At 34.7% G+C, this 23301-nt stretch carries 21 protein-coding genes; 9 read left to right on the forward strand and 12 right to left on the reverse strand.

Translation table 11 applies throughout. From position 1 onward, the window contains the following. Positions 1-2: 2 nt before the first annotated feature. The 8 genes from BN2628_RS06985 to BN2628_RS07025 form a co-directional block, all read right to left on the reverse strand. Positions 3-878, reverse strand: a complete 876-nt coding sequence (locus BN2628_RS06985; protein WP_257606420.1) for a CDP-alcohol phosphatidyltransferase family protein — start codon at positions 876-878, stop codon at positions 3-5. A 60-nt stretch (positions 879-938) separates the two neighbouring features. Further along, on the reverse strand, positions 939-1841 hold the full coding sequence (locus BN2628_RS06990) for an ATP-grasp domain-containing protein (RefSeq protein WP_055097127.1): 903 nt from the start codon (positions 1839-1841) through the stop codon (positions 939-941). Positions 1842-1851: 10 nt separating this feature from the next. Beyond that, entirely contained in the window at positions 1852-2550 is a 699-nt protein-coding gene (locus BN2628_RS06995; protein ID WP_055096590.1) for an NTP transferase domain-containing protein, read from the reverse strand. Between the two features lie 303 nt (positions 2551-2853). Continuing rightward, entirely contained in the window at positions 2854-3957 is a 1104-nt protein-coding gene (pdxA, locus tag BN2628_RS07000; protein ID WP_021931416.1) for a 4-hydroxythreonine-4-phosphate dehydrogenase PdxA, read from the reverse strand. Positions 3958-4037: 80 nt separating this feature from the next. Continuing rightward, complete coding sequence (rlmN, locus tag BN2628_RS07005; RefSeq protein WP_055096592.1) at positions 4038-5087, reverse strand: dual-specificity RNA methyltransferase RlmN; 1050 nt, start codon at positions 5085-5087, stop codon at positions 4038-4040. 310 nt (positions 5088-5397) lie between these two features. Continuing rightward, on the reverse strand, positions 5398-7443 hold the full coding sequence (locus BN2628_RS07010; protein WP_082430142.1) for a peptidylprolyl isomerase: 2046 nt from the start codon (positions 7441-7443) through the stop codon (positions 5398-5400). An 811-nt stretch (positions 7444-8254) separates the two neighbouring features. Next, positions 8255-9532 (reverse strand): BamG family beta-barrel-assembly machinery protein, encoded by a 1278-nt coding sequence (locus tag BN2628_RS07020; RefSeq protein ID WP_021931411.1) that lies wholly within the window; start codon positions 9530-9532, stop codon positions 8255-8257. Further along, a complete protein-coding gene (locus BN2628_RS07025) occupies positions 9519-10247 on the reverse strand; it encodes a type III pantothenate kinase (protein ID WP_044228158.1) in 729 nt (242 codons plus the stop codon). Before BN2628_RS07025 ends, BN2628_RS07020 begins: the two co-directional genes overlap by 14 nt. Before the next feature lie 225 nt (positions 10248-10472). Here BN2628_RS07025 and BN2628_RS07030 point away from each other — a divergent pair, with 225 nt between their 5' ends. From BN2628_RS07030 to BN2628_RS07040, 3 genes are all read left to right on the forward strand, one after another. Then, positions 10473-10799 (forward strand): FtsB family cell division protein, encoded by a 327-nt coding sequence (locus BN2628_RS07030; protein ID WP_021931409.1) that lies wholly within the window; start codon positions 10473-10475, stop codon positions 10797-10799. Beyond that, positions 10789-11133, forward strand: coding sequence for a hypothetical protein (locus BN2628_RS07035; protein ID WP_044228064.1), 345 nt, complete (start codon positions 10789-10791; stop codon positions 11131-11133). The genes BN2628_RS07030 and BN2628_RS07035 overlap by 11 nt, the downstream gene beginning before the upstream one ends. Positions 11134-11325: 192 nt before the next feature. Then, entirely contained in the window at positions 11326-11949 is a 624-nt protein-coding gene (locus BN2628_RS07040; RefSeq protein ID WP_044228154.1) for a class I SAM-dependent methyltransferase, read from the forward strand. A 183-nt stretch (positions 11950-12132) separates the two neighbouring features. Here the strand turns inward: BN2628_RS07040 and BN2628_RS07045 are convergent, their stop codons facing one another. Further along, positions 12133-13014, reverse strand: a complete 882-nt coding sequence (locus BN2628_RS07045; RefSeq protein ID WP_044228061.1) for an urea transporter — start codon at positions 13012-13014, stop codon at positions 12133-12135. 272 nt (positions 13015-13286) lie between these two features. Between BN2628_RS07045 and BN2628_RS07050 the strand changes: the two genes are divergently transcribed. Then, positions 13287-13559, forward strand: coding sequence for a hypothetical protein (locus BN2628_RS07050; protein WP_021931404.1), 273 nt, complete (start codon positions 13287-13289; stop codon positions 13557-13559). Positions 13560-13720: 161 nt separating this feature from the next. Here the strand turns inward: BN2628_RS07050 and BN2628_RS07055 are convergent, their stop codons facing one another. Together BN2628_RS07055 and BN2628_RS07060 are read right to left on the reverse strand one after the other, a co-directional pair. After that, the gene (locus BN2628_RS07055) at positions 13721-13972 is read right to left on the reverse strand and encodes a GlsB/YeaQ/YmgE family stress response membrane protein (protein WP_021931403.1); all 252 of its coding nucleotides are present in this window, start codon (positions 13970-13972) and stop codon (positions 13721-13723) included. A 777-nt stretch (positions 13973-14749) separates the two neighbouring features. Continuing rightward, positions 14750-17374 (reverse strand): valine--tRNA ligase, encoded by a 2625-nt coding sequence (locus BN2628_RS07060; RefSeq protein WP_044228059.1) that lies wholly within the window; start codon positions 17372-17374, stop codon positions 14750-14752. Between the two features lie 181 nt (positions 17375-17555). Between BN2628_RS07060 and BN2628_RS07065 the strand changes: the two genes are divergently transcribed. The 5 genes from BN2628_RS07065 (at position 17556) to BN2628_RS07080 (ending at position 21647) form a co-directional block, all read left to right on the forward strand. Further along, entirely contained in the window at positions 17556-19052 is a 1497-nt protein-coding gene (locus BN2628_RS07065; protein ID WP_021931401.1) for a glycoside hydrolase family 10-like protein, read from the forward strand. A gap of 94 nt (positions 19053-19146) precedes the next feature. Beyond that, positions 19147-19914, forward strand: coding sequence for a YaaA family protein (locus BN2628_RS07070; protein WP_044228058.1), 768 nt, complete (start codon positions 19147-19149; stop codon positions 19912-19914). 1 nt (position 19915) lies between these two features. Continuing rightward, positions 19916-20068 carry a hypothetical protein gene (locus BN2628_RS17560; RefSeq protein WP_257606421.1) on the forward strand — a complete coding sequence of 51 codons (153 nt, stop codon included), beginning with the start codon at positions 19916-19918 and terminating at the stop codon, positions 20066-20068. Between the two features lie 146 nt (positions 20069-20214). Then, complete coding sequence (locus BN2628_RS07075) at positions 20215-20442, forward strand: winged helix-turn-helix domain-containing protein (protein WP_021931398.1); 228 nt, start codon at positions 20215-20217, stop codon at positions 20440-20442. Between the two features lie 566 nt (positions 20443-21008). Then, on the forward strand, positions 21009-21647 hold the full coding sequence (locus BN2628_RS07080; RefSeq protein ID WP_021931396.1) for a DedA family protein: 639 nt from the start codon (positions 21009-21011) through the stop codon (positions 21645-21647). A 120-nt stretch (positions 21648-21767) separates the two neighbouring features. Here BN2628_RS07080 and BN2628_RS07085 read toward each other — a convergent pair whose 3' ends face one another. Next, positions 21768-23300 carry an acyl-CoA carboxylase subunit beta gene (locus tag BN2628_RS07085; RefSeq protein ID WP_021931395.1) on the reverse strand — a complete coding sequence of 511 codons (1533 nt, stop codon included), beginning with the start codon at positions 23298-23300 and terminating at the stop codon, positions 21768-21770. Position 23301: the final 1 nt, after the last annotated feature.

A 23301-nucleotide genomic window follows, 5' to 3' on the forward strand; every position in this document is an offset into this window, starting at 1 on the left:
AATTATATGCCTTTCTTCAAGATTTTCTCCACAAAATTACTACATATTTTTTCATGACGGTTACGCATATATATCAACATAATATTCAATATTGATAACTCAAAAACAAAATAAAGCCAAACCTCATTTATAAACAAGGAAATAAATAAAGCAATAACCCGAGTGTTGAATGAAAGCATATTGGTATATTTCATCAATGGTTTACTTTGGGCTCTAAATGCTTCTCGGAATAAAACAGGAACTTCCTCTCCATACTTCGAGCGGATTATTTCTCTCAATCTTTGCATACAAGAAGTAAAACGCTCCTGATTACGAGTATACCCAATATAAAAAAACATTACCAATTTATTGATAAAATTTTTCTTCCAACTCATAGCTTTATAATTAGCTTCTAACTGGCATGAATCATCTAACTCACTACCAGATTTGCCTTTCACAAAAAATAGATGGAAATTACGATAATAATCTGCTAAAGCAGCCTGACGAATATGGCTATATCCTGCTACAGCACCTAATAAAAAAGCCCACAGTCCCCATCCTGAGTTCATAAGCCGTAAACACAACGATATATAAATAGTTATAAACCAAAGGTCTCCACTTAGCCCATCAAGAATACGTCCCAAACGAGAATATTGTCCTGTCATCCGAGCCAACTGCCCATCCGCACTATCATACGAATTAGCCCAAACTAACAACAACATTCCAATCACATTATACACCAAATCATCAAAATAAAACAATACCCCTGCAGCTATTCCGATGAATATCGAAGCTATAGTCACTACATTAGGTGTAATACCCAATTTTTGGAATAAAAGAGCCCACCTATATCCAATCGGACGATAAAACCACAAATCAATGGTCTCTTCTGTATCCATTGATTTTAAAGTTGCCTCCAAAGGTACCCTTTCCTGTTTCCCCTTCTCTTTCATTTCCAATCAAGCCTCCTTTAGTACTGTAGAATATGCCCGTATCGACAACTCTTTTTCAATAACATTATGTACGCAACGAGCAATATGTAATGATGCTACATCCCGGCATGGAGCAAAGCTGGGCCAATCATTAAAATCTATTATTCGTATATCTCCTTCAGAAGATATTATGCAATCTCCTCCAAAAACATGTACGTTAAGCACCTCTGAAGCCTTTTTACAAATAGACTGCATCTCATCTATCGAAAATGGTATTCCCACTGCTTTTCCATTAATTTGCTCATGTCCAAATTTACTATGATGCATATCAAAAGGATAGAACCAATAAAAAAAATCACTATTGGCAATACCATAAAACTTAACTAAATCTCCCTCAAGATGCCTATTTATAACTGCTCGTCTTATACCTCTCAAAGCATATTCCCGAAGTATATCTTGTGCTTCCTCCGGATGCCTTACATAACTGACATCTTCTTTATGCATAGCATGAAAATCTCCCCGTTTTATCCAACAATTGATAAAACGTTTCTTTTCTAACTCTTCTTGTACTGGTGCCGAAGTAGAAACAATTATACTTTCAGGATAAGGCACTCCTGCACTTACCAAAAGTCTAGTCATCCTTTCTCGGGTACAATTTTCTATTCCAAATCCCGAATTAATAATAATTTTTCCTTCTTTCTCTAAAGCCTGAAGTTTCTTTATGGATGTCATCTCTCGACACATATTCACAATAATGGGTTCTTTTATCTCCGTTGTCTGAAACTCTTCTTCCGAATAATAATGTATTACATAACCCATACTATGCAAATGCTGCATTGTCTGCTCAAATATCGCAGCATCATTTCCTATATGATTAGGCGAATAAGCTCCAGCTCTTTTTACTCCGGCTATAACAGTACACTGGTCCATTTCTATCATTTTATCTTTTAACAAAAATTGCAGCCTTTTCTATATCGCTTGCATGGTCAACATCAATAATTTTTGAAAAAGGATAGGCTTTTAGCTTCAATCCGTTTTCTACAAGACGACGTTGATAATTGCGCATACGAGAAACTCCTTCCATCATAGAATCTCTCAGAATATCTAATGCATTATCAGACAAGCCATAAATTCCTCCCGAAATATATCGTGCTCCCGAATATACAACATCCTTAAATCCGATGATATCTAAATTACCATCCGTTTCCACATAAAGAGGCTTTTCATCGTCAATATAATCCGTTACCGCCATGAGAGCATCAATATCAGTACTCTTATCAAACTCCGATACATATTCTGCAAACTCTTCCTCTCGGAACATTGTATCGACCGTGGTTAAAACAAATTTTCCTCCCTTTAAATAGGGAGTCAGTTCATAAAAACTATGCATAGAACTCGGAGTCGACTTTACGACAATATTTACAGGAACTGCTAATTTCAGCCCCTGAACATACTTTTGTACCACAGTCATCTCATTATTAACTATAATACTTATCGATTCTGCATTATTTTCCAAAAAAATACGCAGCAAACGATCTATCATTGTTTCCCCATTTATTCTAACTAAAGGTTTAGGTTCTATTATACCTTCTTCAACCAATCGAGAACCCTCTCCTGCTGCAATTACTGCATATTTCATTATATATTACAATTATATTTCATTAGTGCAAATGTCCGTAATATTCGTTATCAAACAAAAGAAACTGTTATTTTTAACACTTAAATAATTTCACTCAGAAAACTCAAAAAACTTTTCTAGTAATCTGAATTTAATAAAAAAAAACGACTTTACTAATAAATAAAAGGATTTAAATAAACTATAAAAGAAAACTTTCGGACACCTATGAAGTTTACATCTAAAACCACAAGTGTCCGAAAATCATAATATATGTTAAACAAAAAAATTTACTTACAGAATATTTTGTACAGCAATTATCCTCAATTACTCTTCTTTCTCTTCCTCCTCGAGATTCAATACCTCATTATCCCCACTCTTATCAAAATATTGTTTACGAAGAGGATTAGCATGAGCTTCTTTATAACGAGAACGGCAGCCAAAGACATCAATCGCTAAATACATAGCATGACGGAAAGACTCCTCAGAAGCTTTATTTTCTCCAGCAATATCATATGCTGTTCCGTGTGCAGGAGAAGTACGTATAATGGGCAACCCGGCAGTGAAATTGACTCCATCTTCCATAGCCAAAGTCTTGAACGGAGCCAGTCCTTGGTCATGATACATGGCAAGAACTCCATCGAAATGAGTAAAATGACCTGACCCAAAAAAACCGTCAGCTGCATAAGGTCCAAAACATAAAATACCCATATCTCCAGCCTCTTTCAACGCTGGGACGATAATATCTTTTTCCTCCGTGCCTAACAATCCATCTTCACCAGCATGAGGATTAAGAGATAGTACAGCAATACGAGGCTTGATAATCCCAAAATCTTGTTTCAGACAATGATTGAATACACGAAGTTTTTGTATAATATCTGTTTTAGTAATAAGTTCCGGCACCCGACTCAGAGGCACATGTCCCGTAACAAGAGCCACGCGCAAATGCTCATTCATCAATATCATTAAAGATTTACGCCCTTTCCCTAATCTCTTCTCAAGAAATTCAGTATGCCCAGGAAAATCAAAATTTTCAGACTGTATATTATGTTTATTAATAGGAGCTGTAACCATTACATCTATGACACCTCTTTCTATATCTGCTGCTGCTGCTTCAAGAGCCAAATAAGCAGCCTGTCCCGATTGTAAAGTTGGTTTTGAAAGCTCCACTTTCGTTTCTTCATCAATACAATTAATAATATTCAACTTCAAATCCGAAGCTTGCTCTGCAGAATTAATGATATTAAAATTAAGAGAAGGTAAGTCCAGTGCTTTACGATGATAAGCTGCAACTTTAGGTGAACCATAAACTATTGGTGTACATACCTCTACAATTCGAGGATCGGATAAAGTTTTCAATATTACTTCATATCCTATCCCATTTATATCTCCTTGGGTAATTCCTACCCGGACTTTATAATTATCTTCCATTATACTATATTTCTATTCAAGCTCTAAGTTAATATTTATATTGTAAAAAAAAGCATTTTAGCAAAAAATCTACAAACTCATTATTCCCTTAATTTCATCTTCTGCGTTCTTGCAGTAGACAACATTCCACATGCAGCAAAAATATCTTCACCCCGAGACGAACGGATCGTACAAATTATACCTTTTCTCGTAAGATAATTCCTAAATTGCACCATGGAAGACTCATCCGAAGTCCTTAATGCCACATCAGGAATTGCATGAAAACGTATCAAATTTATACGACAATGCAAGCCTTTCAATAAGCGTACAAGTTCCTCTGCATGCCTTAACGAGTCATTTAATCCTCTAAACATAATATATTCAAACGAAAGCCTACGCTGTTTCGAGAAATCATACTGCCGAAGTTTTTCAATAATTTCATATTCCGGATATGCCTTTTCTACAGGCATTAAAGACAATCGCTCTACAGGAAAAGGAGAATGTAAGCTTACAGCTAAATGACAATCGCTTTCTTTTAAGAACCGTTCCATTCCCACACGATGCCCAATGGTAGAAACAGTTATCCGTTTAGGACTCCAGGCAAATCCCCATTCCGAAGTCAAAATAGAAAGTACTTTCATCAGTTCATCAATATTATCGAACGGCTCTCCCATTCCCATAAATACCAAATTGGTAAGAGTACGGCTCTCCGGAATAGATATTATCTGATTCAAAATTTCATTTGCCGTTAAATTACGAGTAAAACCCTGTTTACCTGTCATACAAAACAAACAATTCATTTTACACCCGACTTGTGACGAAACACAAAGTGTTGCCCGCTCCTTATCTGGTATATAAACTGCTTCCACCGAACTATCATGTGAAGTGGCAAACAAGTATTTTACCGTACCATCTACCGAACGCATCTCCTGAACTGGCGCAACATAACCCACATCATACTTTTCCAGTAATTTCCCTCGATTCACTTTTGACAAATCGGTCATTTCATCAATCGAATTTACTCGCTTTTCATATAACCAGGATACTATCTGTTTTGCCGTAAATCGAGGCATTCCCAGACTCTCTACAACTTCCGTAATTTCAGAAGCTGACATTCCAGCCAAATGCTTTTTTTCTGATTTATTATCCATATCGATACAAAAGTAGAAATAAATAACGAATGTTTGAATATACCTATTACTATAAATGAAAGCTTTTTAAAAACAGATATGATTTTATACGATAGATAAACAATAAAACTAACTTATTAATATAACTGTGATTATGCACTACCAACAAAAAATGTCAACCAGTATTATACGAAGATAATATCTTAAAGAAATCATTATCTGAACCCATTGGAAAAATTGATTTCTTATCAGAAAAGAAACAAAATGATATAAAAAGCGAGGGTGCATTTTAAATGCACCCTCGCTTTTTATATCATTTTGAACCTGAAAATCAGAAGAATTTAATACGATTATCCTCTATTTCGGCTTTATCCTTCATAACATTTATCAATTGACTGGAAATAATCTGATTGACAGATTGCATATACTTTTGTTTTTCTGTATCTGCATTCATCGGTTCCTTATTTTCTGTCTTATTATATACTGAGAAAACATAGACTCCATTATTTCCTTTTACAGGACCAACCAAAGTATTTAAATCAGCATACGGAGCTTTTGCTGTCAGAACCGGTTCGAAACCTACACCGGCAATAGCATTTACAGCAAAACTAACAAATTTAGCTGTATCAATACGCGATTTCATAGCCTGAGCATAAGCATCAAGACTCTTTGCATTTTTACCCTGCAAATCATCCATGATTATTTCAGCTTTCTTATCAGCCATCAATTTTGCTTTCAATTGAGGTTCCACCTGTTTCACATCGGCATAACCTTCTTTTTGCACATCAGCCAAGGCTGCAACCATGAATTTATTCTCGACATTATAAATCTCTGAAATTGCTCCTTTCTTAGCATTAAAAGCCCACTTGATTGCCTGACGAGCGTCGTTGATGTTACCCAAACTTACATCATCTCGCGTAAGATTTGCCGTAGATACGATATATCCCTTATCTTTCGCATTTTTCTCAAATGATTCGACATCTGTATTCGTAGCAATATATTGACTTACCCCGTTATACAACGTACTATACGTCTCGGAACTAGGACGTACATTCATTACCAATTGTGCAACTTTTGCTTTTGCTACCGGTGCGGTACGTTCGGTCACCTGTACGATGTGGCGGCCATAAGGAGATTCCACAGTCATATATCCGGAACCGTTACTATTAAATATAGCATTTACAAATTTTTGTCCTAATTGAACAGCTGAAGTTTCAGTCATCCAGCCCAAATCCCCACCATTCTGAGCAGAAGATTGATCCACTGAAAATTTCTGAGCCAACTGAGCAAAATCGCCCCCATTTTTTAAAACATTCAACAAGCTATCAAACTGTGCAGTCATCTGCTCATCTTTTTGTAAGGGGTACATAATATGACGTACCTTAACAGAATCAGGAGCTACAGTCTTCCCCATCAACCGATACATCTTATAGGCATTATTTACAAAAATAGGACCTTCAACATCATTAACTTGAGCATTAGCCACAAAATTTTTCATATCGGTATCCATACTACGCTCTGCCACATAAGCATCAGTATAAGGCACATCTGTATTCAGGCTCAACATACCAGCAACATCCTGCGTCGTCGTAAAAGTATTTTTGAGATTATTTATTTTTTCTTCTGTAATCTTATAATCCCCTTCACTAGGAACTATATCTACAGAAAAATACTTCACAACGCGTTTCTCATCCTGCTTAAAATTTTCTTTTTCTTTATTATAAAGCTCTTTTAATTCCGAATCACTAATTTTTACAGTAGAATCGGGAATTGAAGAATATGACTGTACTGCATAAGCAAAATCAGCACTCACCTTACCATTCTGATAAGCAGCTTCGATATCCAGCTTATTGGCCTGTACCGACTTTGTCATCAAAGTAAAGAACTTTTCAACTTGTCGTTGCTGCTTCACACTCTTCTCCATATCAAGCCACATCTTACGCTGTTGAGATATTTGTTCAGCAGTCTCTGGATTTTGAGCTTCAGGACTATTCTCATTCAAAATAACATTCAAAAAGTTCAACAATACTTGTTTATCAAAAACTCCAGTCTGAGGGTTAGTAAACAATTGTTTTACCTGAGGAACTATATTATCACCCTGTAATAAATCTGCCAATTCTTCTTTCGATACTGCAATACCCAACTTATCAGCTTCTTCTTCCAGCAAAACCTCGTTAATCATCTGGTCAAAAACTTCTTTGTTGATACGAGCAGCAGACCCTTCAGGAAGAGACATACCATATCTCTTATACATGTTCTGCATTTCGTCAGTACGGGCTTGTACTCTTGTTTGAAACTCCTCTGTCGTAATTCTCTTTCCATTGATTACTGCCACCNCGTTGGTTCCAAAACAGTTGTTGAGTAAGGAATATTTCATCTTTCACATTTTCCATACGAACATTACCATTCAATTCCCATAATTGCTTATTCTTATGATAAATAGCTGTATCTCCAATAATAAAAGCTTCTGTCTTAAAAAGTGAATCAAATTGCTCGACATATATTCCTTGAGGAAAATACCAATACGGCTCATCTGCATTCTCAAACATCAGCCATTCTTTAGCAACTATTTTATAACGAGTTATACCCGAATCCGAAATCATTGTAGTCACATCAAGTGTACGCAGAGTAGGAACTTTCTTAATATCGGTAAACCCTTTAACTACTTCATTTTTTATTTTTTTCTCACATGAAGAAAAGAAAACAGATACAAAAACTGCGACAGACAACGCGACATATATACCTGCCAACGTCTTATTTCGAGTATATGTTGTAAATTCAGAATTACCCATTCACTTAGATTTTGCCTCTTTTCAAAATAATTCACTATAAAAGGCAATATTTTGATTACAAATTTAGCGAATTCATGATATAGAATCTAATATTTATATCAAAATTTAATAGATCCAACTATTTTCAAACTTCATTCCATAGCTTAATTATAACAAAATAAAAATAACTCGCTATTTTTTTAAAGTACATTCCATATCTCCACTTTACACCTCATTATTACCCTCAATAATGAATTAGATTCACAAATAAATAATAGCTAATCAAAAACTTTCGTCTACTTAAAACAGCAAATAATACATTCCAAAATTCAACAAATATTTAGCCTTTATTTATAAAAAATATGATTTTGCTCCATAAGAAACAAAATCATATAAAATTTTTATGTAACAATTATACTATTCAAATTTACGTTTAAAAAACCAGAACTCATTAAAAGTAAGACTTACCGAAACTCTTAAATAATTTTCTGTAATCAATGCCTGTGGCGTTGTACGTCGATTAACATATTCAAGTCCAAGATTCACAATAGATTTATCACTCTTAATAGGAAGACCAAAACCACAACTAACTCCTACCTCACGCATATTCATTGAAGAATTCGTAGACGCATCACTCACCTTCAAATAAGACTGGTTATAAAAAGCTCCTAAACGATATCGTATCCGTTTTAAATAATTACGAGAAAGAATATTAGGGATGTATTCACCTCCAACAGCGACTTTTATCCGATTATTTAAAGTATCGGTACGACCTGCATAGCGAGTATCTTTCCAATCCTGAAAAGTAACATCAGCCCCCACCGTAAACAAATTATCTCGAGAATAAGTAAATCCAAGACCATATGTCGAAGCTATCTCATAATTACCCTTTAATGAAGTGGTATCCGATTTCTCGACTTGAGATGCTGTAGATGAAGAGGAACTACTATAAACTTGCTCTGTCCTATACTCATGTCCCAACAAAGCTTTCTTAGGAGAATAAACTGCCCCTATAGTAAACTTATCTTTTTCATTAATTTTATAAGTATATTGAGCTCCAAATTCAACATGAAAATCTGACACATGGAGTTTATTTTCAATTATTCCGTCAATCGTATTCTGGTTACTCGGTATAATATAATTATCATGTACTATATTTCCAAAAAGATAGCTGATATTAGCTCCTAAAGAAAATCCTTTGTAAACATTTACACTCACTCCTGCATAAGCTTGATTTATACCACCTTCTCCTAATTTTGATTCCGAGCCATTATTAATCGTCCCTCCATAACTGTAACCCACATAAGAAAAAGGCAACAAACCTAAACTGGCAGCAATATTTTTTCCTAAAGGAAACTGCATTGCTATATATTCAAGATTTCCATTTATTTGAGATTCTTTCGCCCCAGTAGGAATCTCTTTCATCCAAACATTTTGAAGATTTACTCCAAAATCAAACAAAAACGTCAAAGAATCCATTGCTGCATAAGAAGCTGGGTTTTTCACATTTATCTGACGAGCCGAACGCAAGCCATACCCAATTCCTCCCATCGCACGGCCCATACCAAATGAATTATCATCTAGAATACCGTATCCGTAACGTGAATAAGGAGAGTTTGTATTATTCTGGGCCATTATCCCAATACTGTAAAGAGCACCAATAAGCGCAATAATTATGACTTTATTTTTCAACATTATAATATAGTATTCTATTCAAACCTTTTATTACGATATTTTTATCTACAAAGATGGGAGTTTTTAACCGTTCGGCAAATAAAAAAGCGTCTCCGCCCGTTAAAAAAATCAAAAGCCCAGGATATTTATGGGTCAAATCTCGTATATACCCCTCTACTTCATAACATGCTCCTCGAATTACACCCGCACGAATAGCCGCAAACGTATCATCTCCCAAAAAAGGAATATCTCCCTCAAATGAAACCAAAGGCAAACGTCCCGTAAACGTATGCAAAGCCTTAAAGCGCATTTGTATTCCAGAAGCAATATTCCCCCCTACAAAAAGCCCGTCAGCCAAAAGTAAATCATATGTAATAGCCGTTCCTGCGTCAATTACCAATATAGGCACTCCCGGCTTTTCATAATAAGCCCCTACTACTCCGGCTATCCGGTCTAAACCTAGAGTATTAGGAGTACGATATCCTATACGTATAGGCAAGCGACTGTCAGATGAAAATAGATGAAACATCGGTATTCGATTTCGAAAAAAATCTACATGCTCATCACATTTACGAGCCACAGAAGAATATATACAAGCTTCAATATCATAACCAGATAAAAAATCTTCTATGACCGGCTCATTCCAAGTATCATAAGTAATCAATGTTTCAAGTGCAAAAGCATTGAAGACTGCTAACTTTATCGTTGTATTTCCTTGATCAATGATTAAATTCACTTGTTTCAAAATTTTGCGCACAAAGGTACAAATAATGATGAACAATCAACAAGAAATTCCTCCCAATACGTAAATTTTCCCGATATTTAATGCAGAATAATACACAAAATTAATTCCTATCTATAAAAATGTGAGAAATATTTAAACATAACCTTAAAATGAAACGATTACTTTCGCAAACAAAAAAGATTATGTACGTTTGTAAAAATAATTTATCGACAAAAAATGAAAAAAAGGTTACTTAAATATAGAATATTTGCACAAAAGCATCTATCTTTGGTTAAAATTCTTGCCCTTACTTTTATCATTATTATGATATTTGTCGATGATAACAGCTTTTTACAAAGTTTTGCTTATAACCGTAAAATACGACAACTAAAGGGAGATATAGAACATTACCAACACGTAATAGACGAAAGTAACCGCCGCTTGAATGAATTACGCTCAAACAGTGAAAACTTAGAAAAATTTGCTCGAGAACAATATCTAATGAAAAAACCAAACGAAGACATTTATATTATAGAAGTAGAAAAAAACAATAATGAACAATAAGACCCGTAATACGATTTTTCTTTTATCTGCCATATGTGTATTAATAGCCGCAGCATTATATATTACTGGATGGTTTGCTGTACCATATATTTTTGCATTAGGAGCTGCAGGAATCGCTGTCTGTCGTTTGACATTCCGTTACGAAGGTACCAATTTTAGACTCAAACGGCTCTACCGAATGGAAACTCTGTCTGCCCTATTATTGGTCGCAGCCTCTTATTTTATGTTTAAAACTCGTACAGAATGGATTCTCCTTTTAACCGTTGCAGCCATATTACAACTGTACACTGCAATTCTTATTCCCCAAATAATAGAAAAAGATTCGAAACAATAAAAGCACTACACAAAATTTACATCCCTCTCTCTAAAAATATTCCCCCAAATATATAATTGACTACACTTAAAAATAAATGTAGATTCTCCATAGTAAAGTCTACATTTGTTTAAAATTAACTACATTTGGGTATTGTATTTTACAGCTCCCCCCTTTAACTTGCATTCTCATAATAACACATATAACAATAAAATGAGAAAGAAAAGTTTTATCAACAAAATTTTGCAGAATACTCGTAAACCTGAGGGCTTCTTCGGAAGAATGATTCTACGAGGAATGAATATAGGTCATTCTAAACTATCCCTATGGGGAATGTCTCAATTAAATTGGCAAGTAAACTGGAATGTATTAGATATCGGTTGCGGAGGAGGAGCAAATCTAGAAAAGATGCTGGAATACTGTCCAAAAGGAAAAGTTTACGGTTTGGATATATCACCTGAAAGTGTACTTTTCGCCCAAAAGAAAAACAAAAAATTTTTAGGGACTCGTTGCTTTGTCCACATAGGAAGTGTAAACAAACTTCCATACGAAAATGAGATGTTCAATGTAGTAACAGCTTTTGAAACTATTTATTTTTGGGATGATTTAAATCTCTCGTTTACAGAAATCGCCAGAGTACTAAAAAAGAACAACTATTTTCTTATCTGCTGCGAAATGAGTGACCCCAACAATGAAACATGGACCAGCCGAATTGATGGAATGATTGTACATCCAGCACACCAATTAGAATCAATACTTCAAAAATGTGGATTTACTAACATTATTATACATCATCGAAAAAAAGAAAACCTATGTATTATCGCACAAAAGGCTTAACCAAATGGATTTACAAAGAGAAAAAACTATACAGAAATTCTACCTAAAATAGAATCTCTATATAGCATAGAGCACATTCCTCTTTGTTCCTCATTAATGCCATAATTAAATATGAATGAAATCAAAAAGATTATAAATAAAGCCAGACAAAAAGTAATTTTACACAAACAAATCCAATCTATCTCAATCGCAGGCATTTTCCAAATCGCAATACTTTTTTAAGGTAATATACCGTATGCCTAAAACTATCCATACAGAAAGGACAAATGGAGCCGTCAATGTAGTAACATCTAAATTCATGCCAATTACTTGCAATATAATCGAAAGAAATACTGATAATGTTGCAAATACGATTCCCGTTTTTGACCGATCTCCTATAGCAATACAACAAAGTACTCCATTGTACCCCAACATCCCCGTATTGAACGCAGAATAATCGTCTTTACACCACAAAACCATCATCAATGGAATTACAGCCCCTAAAATCGCATATATAGCATTTATCCGAGAATTTATAAAAATACCTATCAAAAAAAATAATCCTGTAAGTACACTATTTCCTTGCAACATAACTTGTCCCATATTCAAACTAAAAGCTCGAAACAAATCAGCAGATTGTTCTATAACTCCAGAAACAGAAGATAAAAATAAAAACGGACACAAATAATGACAACTTATCAATAACAACCAAATTGTAATAATAAAAGGGGCTGTAAAACCAGGTAATTTTTCTTGACGACTAAACAAATTAGTTACCCAAGTTGAAAAGCATGAAGCCAATATCAATAGAAATATAGAAATAAAATTTATTTTCATAAATACCCCAATCGCTATACCTACTAATGTACCATTAAAACCATACAGACCATTTCGTATATCATCTTTAGAATAGCCTGCTAACAGAGCCATTAAAGTACTTACAACATTACCGGCCAAAGCCAAAAAAGCTAAAAGCAAAGAATTACATGCAATACCTATCAACATTAACAATCCAGAAAATGCATTATTTTGAAACATTACTTGCCCAATTCCTCGGCCTATTATCAACAATATTTCTTTACTCATATTTTGAAATTTGACCACAAAAATATACAAAATTAAAATCTAATTATATCTACAGTAAATATATCTGAAAAGAAAAATTTTTATTTCTTTTTCCATTATTAATTTTCAATATCTCAAAACCTAAACCAATTTCAGAATCCATTATATACTATCGCATTTTTCATTACTTTATATTTATCAATTTTTAGTGCATATTTTAGAAAATAGAACAAACATACCTTATACATCAATTGTTCGTATAATAACATAGTATTTATTAAAAGTATAAGAATATGAAAAAAATCATTTTGTTGGCAATAGCCGGAGCTGCTGTTGGTGCAGCGGCTTTTATCGCTTGCAACCAAAACTCTAACTGCAAGCTAAAAAGGAAAATACATAGTACCCGTAAATCCTTTGACAAAGCTATCAACAAAGCTTCTGGACAAGTTGAGAAAGGTATGAAAAAAGCTTTGGATAAATGGGAAAGCACTAAAGAAGCAATTAACGAACAAACCGAAAATCTCAATGCTGCAGTAGAGAAGGCAAGTCAAAAAGTCAAAAAATAAATACCCAGATTAACTGGCTAAAAACATAAGCGATTCACCAAAATTCCCGGACAAAAAATATATAACAATTTTTTATCCGGGAATACTTTTCTATTTCATATATAATACATCATTACATTATGAAAAATATCAAACGTCATAAAAGTTTGTCAACCTTCTTTCTATTTAGATTTAGGCCGATAAAATAACGTTGCCAACCACAAAACAAGTATTGCTCCTATAACAGATGTTATAAGACTACCAATAATACCTGTAGCCGTAATCCCGAACAGACCAAATACCCAACCTCCAAGAACACCTCCTACCACTCCAAGAATAAGATTGATAACTAAGCCAAAGCCTCCACCTCTCATAATAGTTCCAGCTAAATACCCAGCAACAATACCAATAATAATATACCAAAGAAAATTCATAATTCCATTATTTTTTAAGTAAAACAATCTATTGAATTCTTTTCCTAAAAGAAAATCCTATATTAAATAACAAATAACCATACTTAAAGTTGAAATAATAGCATATCTATTCGTCATCTACAATACCTAACATAAAAAAAAGTATTCGTCTGACCGGATATCTTACTCCCCAATAACAATAAAAAATTAGAGCACTATCCAGTCTTCACTTGAAAAATTAACAATATATATTTTTGATGTTGTGGGGGTTGGAAAAGAATTTTTTTATGTTTTTCTTGTTTTAGGGTTATTCTCTCTTAATCGCCTTTTTTATTATTTCCATAAGTCTATATCGGGTTTCAGACGACTATCAACATTAATGGCTCTTCTCTTTATTTTTAAACCCTCTGTTCTGAAATTTACTTTTAAGAAAAAACTAAAAAAAGAAAAATAAACTTTTACCAGAAATATGACTATACTCTCTTTCTCTTAATATGCAAATCTACCGCATCATACTTCAATTGCCATTTTCGGACCTACAATATAATTATCTTTATTATTAAATATCAACAATACCAACAAAGACATAGGTATACATAGGTTCACAAGTATCAGCAATACACAAAAACTGCTCGTCCTATCTATCAGTATAAGCAATATACTCACTTATCTTTATCAATATTGTTCTCGCCATTCATCAAGTCTTTTTCTTCCTCTCTTATGCATATAGTCTAAAACAAAAATAAAAGAACACAGCTGGCCAATACGAGTACTATATTTACCAGCTGTGCCTTTCACTTATTTTTTTAACGCAGCAATACTCTCTTCCAAAGATTTTATCTTACTTTCTGCATCAGATTGCTTTTTCCGTTCATTTTCAACAACCTGCGCAGGAGCATTACTTACAAAACGTTCATTACCCAACTTCGCTTTCACAGACTTTAAAAAACCTTGTAAATATTTCAGTTCTTCTTCTTGTTTTTTAAGTTCAGCTTCGATATCTATGCTATTACCTAAAGGTATCGCATACTCAGTAGTCCCTACTAAGAAAGCAGCAGCAGTAATATCTTTTTCCGTAACCCGAATGATAGCTGATATATTAGCAAGTTTAGTAATAACTGAATCATAATCTGTATTATGTTCTCCAACAATTTGCAATTCCAAGGCCTCTTTATTAGGAATATTCTTTTGTAAACGAATAGTACGAACACCCGAAATCACCTCTTTCACAGATTCAAATCCCGAAACTAAAGCTTCATCAATCGGTTTCACAATCGGCAATTGCTCAATCATAATGCTTTCATTATCCTTACGAGAGACAATATGCTGCCACAATTCTTCGGTAATGAACGGCATAAACGGATGCAACAACTTAAGCAATATATCAAAAAATTGTAAAGTCGACTCATAGGTATATTTATCAATAGGCTGTTGATAAGCAGGTTTAATCATCTCCAAATACCAAGAAGAAAATTCATCCCAAAACAACTTGTACACAGTCATCAAAGCCTCTGATAAACGATACTTACCAAACAAATCTGCAATTTCATCCATTGCTCGGTTCAATAAAGAATCGAACCAACGTACAGCGATAGCAGCCGACTCCGGTTGCAACAGATTATCATCGACAGCCCATCCTTTTACAAGCCTGAAAGCATTCCATACCTTATTATTGAAATTACGACCTTGCTCACACAATGCATCATCAAATAAAATGTCATTTCCTGCCGGAGCAGACAACATCATCCCCATGCGCACCCCATCGGCACCATATTTTTCTATCAATTCAAGAGGGTCAGGTGAATTACCTAATGATTTGGACATTTTCCGTCCGATTTTATCTCGCACGATACCAGTAAAATAGACATTTCTAAAAGGTTTATCCTTTTCATATTCATAACCGGCCATAATCATACGCGCTACCCAGAAAAATATAATATCAGGACCCGTTACCAAATCACTGGTAGGATAATAATACTTTATTTCTTCATTACCAGGATTATTAATTCCGTCAAATAAAGATATCGGCCACAACCAAGAAGAAAACCAAGTATCAAGACAATCTTCATCTTGGTGCAAATCACTCATTTGCAAAGCAAAATTCCCGCTTTTTTCCCGAGCTAATTTCAATGCTTCTTCTTCTTTAGCAGCAACTACATATCCGCCTTCAGGCAAATAATAAGCCGGAATACGGTGTCCCCACCATAATTGGCGACTAATACACCAATCTTTAATATTCTCCATCCAGTAACGATACGTATTTTTATACTTGGACGGATAGAATTTTATATCATCATTCATTACAGCCTCTAAAGCAGGTTTTGCTAAATCAGACATTTTCAAAAACCATTGCATGGAAAGCTTAGGCTCAATGACAACATTTGTCCGTTCAGAATAACCGACTTTATTTGTATAAGCTTCTACCTTTTCAAGTAAATCGGCTTTTTTCAAATCTTCTTCTATCTGTTTACGTACCTCAAAACGGTCCATACCTATATACAGACCGGCAGCTTCACTCAACGTTCCATTATCATTAAAGATATCTATACTTGGTAAATTATATTTCTCTCCCAACATATAATCATTCACATCGTGAGCTGGGGTTACCTTCAAACATCCGGTACCAAATTCTATATCTACATAATCATCCTCTATAACAGGAATTATCCGATTCACTAAAGGAACTATGACTTTCTTACCTCGAAGATGTTTATTCTTAGGGTCATTCGGATTAATACACATTGCCGTATCTCCCATAATAGTCTCAGGACGGGTAGTAGCAACAATAGCATATCCATCTTCCCCTTCAATCTTATATCGAAGATAAAACAACTTGCTATGTTCTTCTTTATAAATAACCTCCTCATCCGAAAGGGCTGTCAGAGCTTTAGGATCCCAATTTACCATACGTACTCCTCTATATATCAGCCCTTTGTTATAAAGGTCGACAAATACTTTAAGAACACTCTCCGACCGCTTTTCGTCCATTGTAAAAGCCGTACGGTCCCAGTCACACGATGCTCCAAGCTTACGCAACTGCTTTAAAATAATACCACCGTGAGTGTCAGTCCATTCCCATGCATGTTTCAAAAACTCATCACGGGTCAAATCTGTCTTTTTAATACCTTGGGTTGCTAATTTATTTACGACTTTAGCTTCCGTTGCAATCGAAGCATGATCTGTACCCGGTACCCAACAAGCATTCTTACCTGTCATTCTTGCCCGACGTACCAGAATATCCTGAATAGTATTATTCAACATATGCCCCATATGCAACACACCTGTCACATTAGGAGGAGGAATAACAACCGTATAAGGCTCTCGCCCATCAGGTCTCGATTTAAAATACCCATTTTTCAACCAATATGCATACCATTTTTCTTCTACATCAGCAGGATTATACTTCGTTGCTATTTCATTCATATATCTTCTTTTATTATTTTCAATTTAGAAAACCGGCACTATATACACGATTTATTTTCAAAAAATTTGATACAAAGGTACAAAATTTTCAGCAGAGAATTAAGATAAATTTCAGAGAAATTATTTGGAAAATAGCCTCATATAGACCTATTTTTGCTTTTAAATATAAATATAGAATTCGATGAAACTCAAAAGATACCTGATTTTTCTTTTTCTACTTACATTATGCCTAATCACACAAGCGCAACAACACCCCAAACGCGAATTTAGAGGAGCATGGATACAAACTGTATATCAATCACAATACAGTACAATGAGCCGAGATGCCATGCAAACCTATTTCACAAATATGCTTGACCAATTACAGCAAACGGGTATTAACGCTATCATTTTTCAAGTCAGGCCAATGGCTGATGCTTTTTATCCATCCAAACTTGAGCCGTGGAGCCGATTTCTGACAGGTACACAAGGCGTTGCATTAGTGCCCAAATGGGATCCACTAAAATTCCTGATAGACGAATGCCACGCCCGTAATATGGAATTGCATGCATGGCTCAACCCTTACCGAGTAAGTAGCAATATAAATGAACCATTGGCATCAAACCATATTTATTTCAAGCATCCTGAGTGGTTTGTTCAATATGGGAACGGTATTTATTTCGATCCTGGATTGCCTCAATCAAGAGAATTCATCACAAAGGTTGTCGACGACATCGTTGCCCGATACGATATAGATGCAATACACATGGATGATTATTTTTACCCCTACCCGATTAATGGAATGCCATTCCCCGATGATAATAGTTATGCCCGCTATAATAATGGCATGAATCGTAATGACTGGCGCAGAAATAATGTAAATCTTCTAATTAAAAAATTACATCAAACTATACAACACCGTAAACCATGGGTACGCTTTGGCATAAGTCCGTTCGGAATATATCGGAACATCCATAATGATGCAAACGGTAGCGAAACCAAAGGTCTACAAAATTATGACGACTTATATGCAGATGTACTTCTATGGACACAAAAAGGATGGATAGACTATATGATGCCACAATTATATTGGGAAATAGGACACAAAGCCGCATGTTCCGAAACTTTAATTTATTGGTGGAACCGCCATTCCAACGGAAGACATATGTACATCGGACAAGATGTAAAACGTACGATGAATGCTGCTGATATAAATCCTAATTTTACACAATTGAATCGTAAAATGCAATTAAGCCGTTATCTTGACAATATATCTGGAATATGTTTTTGGCCTGGTTACGAACTGATAAACAACTATAAAAACATAAGTGGCATATTACGAAACGATTATTTTTCATCACCAGCACTCATTCCAGCTTACACGTTTATTGATGCAAAAGCGCCAGAAGAAGTAAAAAAACTAAAAACAAGATGGACATCACAAGGCTATGTTCTGGAATGGAAACGCCGGAATACACGAGATGAGATGCAAAAACAAATATATTTTTGTATATATCGTTTTAAAAAAGGAGAACCGATAGATTTGTCGAATGCAAACAATCTTGTTGCTATTACTCGTGAAACAGGCTATGTATTGCCTTACCAAAAAGGGAACAAAGAATATACTTACGTTGTAACTGCTGTCGACCGTATGCACAATGAAAGTATAAAAGGAACGAAAAAGAAAATAAAATTATAATACAAGCCTATTTCTATTACCCAACAGTTTAAAAAACAAATTAGAAAGAACTATTTCTGTAAGTTTTTGTTTTCTAATAAAAAACTTACAGATTATGTTAATTTTACTCTCTCCTACCCGAACAATGGACATGTCAACCCCGGTTCCGACTGACTGTCCTCCAGCTACAATACCACATTTTCTAAACGAAGCCAAACAAATAGCCAAAGGTATGAAAGAGCTATCGTCCGAAAAATTGGCAAAAGAAATGAAACTCAACCCTTCTTTGGCAAAAAATAGTTATATTGCTTATCAACACTTCGGAACACCAAAGAACCCTTCAAAACCTGCAATATTAGCTTACGCCGGGAACCTCTACAAAGAATTAAATGCTTATAATTTCGATAAAACTGATTTTGAATATGCCCAGAAAAATGTACGTATCCTATCAACTTTGTATGGGTGGATAAAACCTCTAGATAAAATTGAAGTATATCGGATGATGCTCCAAATGCACGTACCCGGTATAAGTAAAGGAAATCTATATAATTTCTGGCGTCCCAAACTAACACCTTTTTGTATTGATGATACTCTCAAACACAATAGAATACTTATAAATCTGGCATCTAACGAAATCCTTAAAGCTCTTGATTCCATTTCTTTAAACAAAAATATACGAGTAATCAATCTTATTTTCAAAGATTATCGTAACGGAAAACTACAATCATTCCAAATTTACTCAAAACAAGCTCGAGGAAAAATAGCCAGATATATCATCAAAAATAAATTATATAATCCTGAAGATTTAAAACATTTTACGGAAGATAAGTATCATTACAATGGTCATCTTTCTTCTGAAAATCAATATATATTTACACGTTAATATGAAAACAAAAAAACTGGAAATTTGGAAAATTATAGCCATTGCCATCGCAATTATATTGATGATGTATTGGCTATTTGCCGGAACACTAATTGAAGAAGACTCTAACGAAACAGACTTTCCTTCAGATATAATAGAACAGAGTGACAATTAATTGTCAATAAGACACTTATAGGGAATAACATAAAAATATAAATAATGTAAAATCGTTAAACAAATAGTTTTATTTATTTGTTTTCGTGACAAAATAGATGTAACTTTATTACATCTAAAGTTCCTTTACATATAAACTTTTATGTTATGAAAGCACTTACAATTGCCGAAAATGCCGGGAGAATATGGCGTGTGCTTGAAGAGACATACACGATCACTTCTACCCAAATGATGAAAAGACTGGAACTGGACGACGTTGCAATGTTTGCAGCTATCGGGTGGTTAGCGCGGGAAAAGAAAATTTTCTGCTGCGAAAACAGAGGAGAATGTTATATTAGTAACAAACGTCCTCTTGATTTTTTTAGTTTTGGATAATCGATTTACAAATGCCTCTGCATTTAAACTTAGACAAAAGCACCTTATTTAAAAAAGGTGCTTTTTTATTATTATCAAACCAATAGACCAAACTATATTAAAACAAAGTAATTATAATTTAAAAAGGCTGTTTCTCACGAGACAGCCTTCCTAAACTTGAAATATATCAAAAACAAGAAAGAGGATAATGCTTATTCAAAGGAACAAGCAAGGATAATAATACCAATGAAACACACAAAAAACAAGAATATATTATCTTTCTAACCAAATTTTTATTCTCAACAGAAGACTCTAAATAAACTCTTTTATTCTCTTCTTATCAGATTGCTCTGTAGAAAGTTGTCTTCCACGAACTGGCCCATTGAAACCCTCGTTCTGCACATAAAACATATCTTTATCCCACTTTGTTCTACAATAACCCAAATTTAACATATAAAAACATTATTATTTATATAAACACTTTTGTAATATTATTGTAATATTATTGCAATAAAAATGTCATTGCCGCTTCAACCAATAATATCTACTTTTGACAAAAAATATAATTATCTAATTGATACTATTTTATGGAGTCTTTATCTTTTATACAATGGTGCCTTGATAATCTGAATTATTGGACTATTACTTTATTGATGACTATCGAAAGCTCATTCATCCCTTTTCCCTCAGAAATCGTTGTCCCTCCTGCTGCTTATAAAGCTGCGGCTGGAGAATTAAATATTTGGTTGGTCATTTTATTTGCTACCATCGGGGCAAATATTGGTGCACTAATCAATTACTATTTAGCATTATGGGTAGGAAGGCCATTGGTATATAAATTTGCAAATAGCCGTATTGGACACATGTGCCTTATTGACGAAGCATCAGTTGCTAAAGCTGAACGATATTTCGATGAAAATGGTCGTATATCAACGTTTATCGGGCGTTTAGTACCCGCTGTACGTCAACTCATATCAATACCAGCAGGACTAGCCAGAATGAAACTATCCACATTCCTACTCTATACAACTTTAGGAGCCGGTCTCTGGAACGGAATATTAGCAGCTATAGGTTATTATCTTGAATCTGTAGTACCCCAAGACCAACTCATGGCTAAAGTATCTGAATATAGCCAAGAAATAGGCTGGGTATTTATTGCTATAGGTATTTTTGTTTTAATATTCCTTGTCTATAAAGGAATGAAAAAAAATAAACCTACAAAATAAACTCTTAAAAAAATATTTATTTCCCTTCTTCTAAAAAAGGATATACTCTCCGAAATTAATAAAAGCAAAAAAGCAAGTTTACACTTGCTTTTTTGCTCTCAAAACATCTATATAATATTTTTATAATGGCATATTTCCATGTTTTTTAGGAGGGTTACTTTTATTCTTATTCTGAGCCATCTCAAGAGCCTGAATCAGTTTATAACGGGTCTGCTTAGGTAGAATAATTTCATCAATATAGCCTAATTCCGCCGCTTTATAAGGATTAGCAAAATTAGCTTTATAATCTTCAATGGCTTGCATTTTAGTATTGGCATCAGCATGACGATAAAGAATATTTACTGCCCCTTCAGCTCCCATAACCGCAATTTCAGCCGTTGGATACGCTAAATTAACATCGGCACCTGTTTGTTTGCTGGACATTACAATATAAGCACCACCATAAGCTTTACGAGTAATCAATGTTACCTTAGGGACTGTAGCCTCAGCATAAGCATATACAATTTTTGCTCCATGGCGAATAATCCCATTATGTTCTTGCGTACACCCAGGAAGAAATCCCGGCACATCCTCAAACGTCACTAAAGGTATATTAAAGCAGTCACAGAAACGAATAAAACGGGCAGCCTTATCTGATGCATCAATATCCAGAACTCCTGCCAGATAAGCTGGTTGGTTAGCAACAATACCTACAGGTCGTCCTCCAAGGCGAGCAAAACCAATAACCACATTTTTAGCAAAATGGGGCATCACTTCAAAGAAATAATGATCATCGATAACTGTCTCTATAATATCTTTTATATCATAAGGCATATTGGGGTCAGCAGGGACAACTGTCTGCAAACTTTCTTCTTCACGACGAATATCATCTGTAGAAGCTTTTATTGGAGCATCCTCCATATTATTTGATGGTAAAAAGCTAAGCAATTCACGAATTCCCATCAAAACTTCCTCTTCACTATTTCCCATAAAATGAGTTACACCACTTTTACTACTATGAGTATAAGCTCCTCCCAACTCTTCCTTATTTACCTCCTCATGAGTAACAGTCTTCACTACATCCGGTCCTGTCACAAACATATGGCTTTTATCCCGAACCATAAATATAAAATCTGTAAGAGCTGGAGAATAACAGGCTCCTCCTGCACAAGGGCCCAAAATAGCCGAAATCTGAGGAACTACACCTGAAGCCATTGTATTCTGATAAAAAATACTGGCATATCCCGTCAGACTTTCCACTCCTTCTTGAATACGAGCTCCACCTGAATCATTTAAAGCGATAATAGGAGCTCCATTTTGCAATGCCAAAGACTGCACTTTCACAATCTTTTGGGCATTAGTAGAACTCAATGAACCTCCATATACAGTAAAATCATAAGCATAAACATAGACTAATCGCCCATCTATCTTACCATATCCAGAAACAATACCATCCCCCGGAATTTTGGTCTTATCCATCCCAAAATTAGTACATCGATGTACTACAAACTTATCAAATTCAACAAAAGTCCCCTTATCGAGGAGAACCTCGATACGTTCTCGTGCTGTCATTTTTCCCGATTCTCTCTGCTTTTGTAATTTATCGAGACCTCCACCCAATTCGGCCATCTTATCTTTCTCGATAAAAGCTTCATATTTTTTTTCGTTATCCATA

The sequence above is a fragment of the Gabonia massiliensis genome, assembly GCF_001403595.1.
In the GTDB taxonomy this organism is placed as follows: Bacteria; Bacteroidota; Bacteroidia; order Bacteroidales; family Coprobacteraceae; genus Coprobacter; species Coprobacter secundus.

Coding starts and splice junctions, on each gene's coding strand:
- pdxA (WP_021931416.1), bottom strand. CDS start 3,957: ATGGAAGATAATTATAAAGTCCGGGTAGGAATTACCCAAGGAGATATA.
- BN2628_RS07080 (WP_021931396.1), top strand. CDS start 21,009: ATGGAGTCTTTATCTTTTATACAATGGTGCCTTGATAATCTGAATTAT.
- BN2628_RS07060 (WP_044228059.1), bottom strand. CDS start 17,374: ATGAATGAAATAGCAACGAAGTATAATCCTGCTGATGTAGAAGAAAAA.
- BN2628_RS07030 (WP_021931409.1), top strand. CDS start 10,473: ATGAAAAAAAGGTTACTTAAATATAGAATATTTGCACAAAAGCATCTA.
- rlmN (WP_055096592.1), bottom strand. CDS start 5,087: ATGGATAATAAATCAGAAAAAAAGCATTTGGCTGGAATGTCAGCTTCT.
- BN2628_RS07020 (WP_021931411.1), bottom strand. CDS start 9,532: ATGTTGAAAAATAAAGTCATAATTATTGCGCTTATTGGTGCTCTTTAC.
- BN2628_RS06995 (WP_055096590.1), bottom strand. CDS start 2,550: ATGAAATATGCAGTAATTGCAGCAGGAGAGGGTTCTCGATTGGTTGAA.
- BN2628_RS07075 (WP_021931398.1), top strand. CDS start 20,215: ATGAAAGCACTTACAATTGCCGAAAATGCCGGGAGAATATGGCGTGTG.
- BN2628_RS06990 (WP_055097127.1), bottom strand. CDS start 1,841: ATGGACCAGTGTACTGTTATAGCCGGAGTAAAAAGAGCTGGAGCTTAT.
- BN2628_RS07050 (WP_021931404.1), top strand. CDS start 13,287: ATGAAAAAAATCATTTTGTTGGCAATAGCCGGAGCTGCTGTTGGTGCA.
- BN2628_RS07065 (WP_021931401.1), top strand. CDS start 17,556: ATGAAACTCAAAAGATACCTGATTTTTCTTTTTCTACTTACATTATGC.
- BN2628_RS17560 (WP_257606421.1), top strand. CDS start 19,916: ATGAAAACAAAAAAACTGGAAATTTGGAAAATTATAGCCATTGCCATC.
- BN2628_RS07085 (WP_021931395.1), bottom strand. CDS start 23,300: ATGGATAACGAAAAAAAATATGAAGCTTTTATCGAGAAAGATAAGATG.
- BN2628_RS07055 (WP_021931403.1), bottom strand. CDS start 13,972: ATGAATTTTCTTTGGTATATTATTATTGGTATTGTTGCTGGGTATTTA.
- BN2628_RS07035 (WP_044228064.1), top strand. CDS start 10,789: ATGAACAATAAGACCCGTAATACGATTTTTCTTTTATCTGCCATATGT.
- BN2628_RS07070 (WP_044228058.1), top strand. CDS start 19,147: ATGTTAATTTTACTCTCTCCTACCCGAACAATGGACATGTCAACCCCG.
- BN2628_RS07045 (WP_044228061.1), bottom strand. CDS start 13,014: ATGAGTAAAGAAATATTGTTGATAATAGGCCGAGGAATTGGGCAAGTA.
- BN2628_RS07040 (WP_044228154.1), top strand. CDS start 11,326: ATGAGAAAGAAAAGTTTTATCAACAAAATTTTGCAGAATACTCGTAAA.
- BN2628_RS06985 (WP_257606420.1), bottom strand. CDS start 878: ATGGATACAGAAGAGACCATTGATTTGTGGTTTTATCGTCCGATTGGA.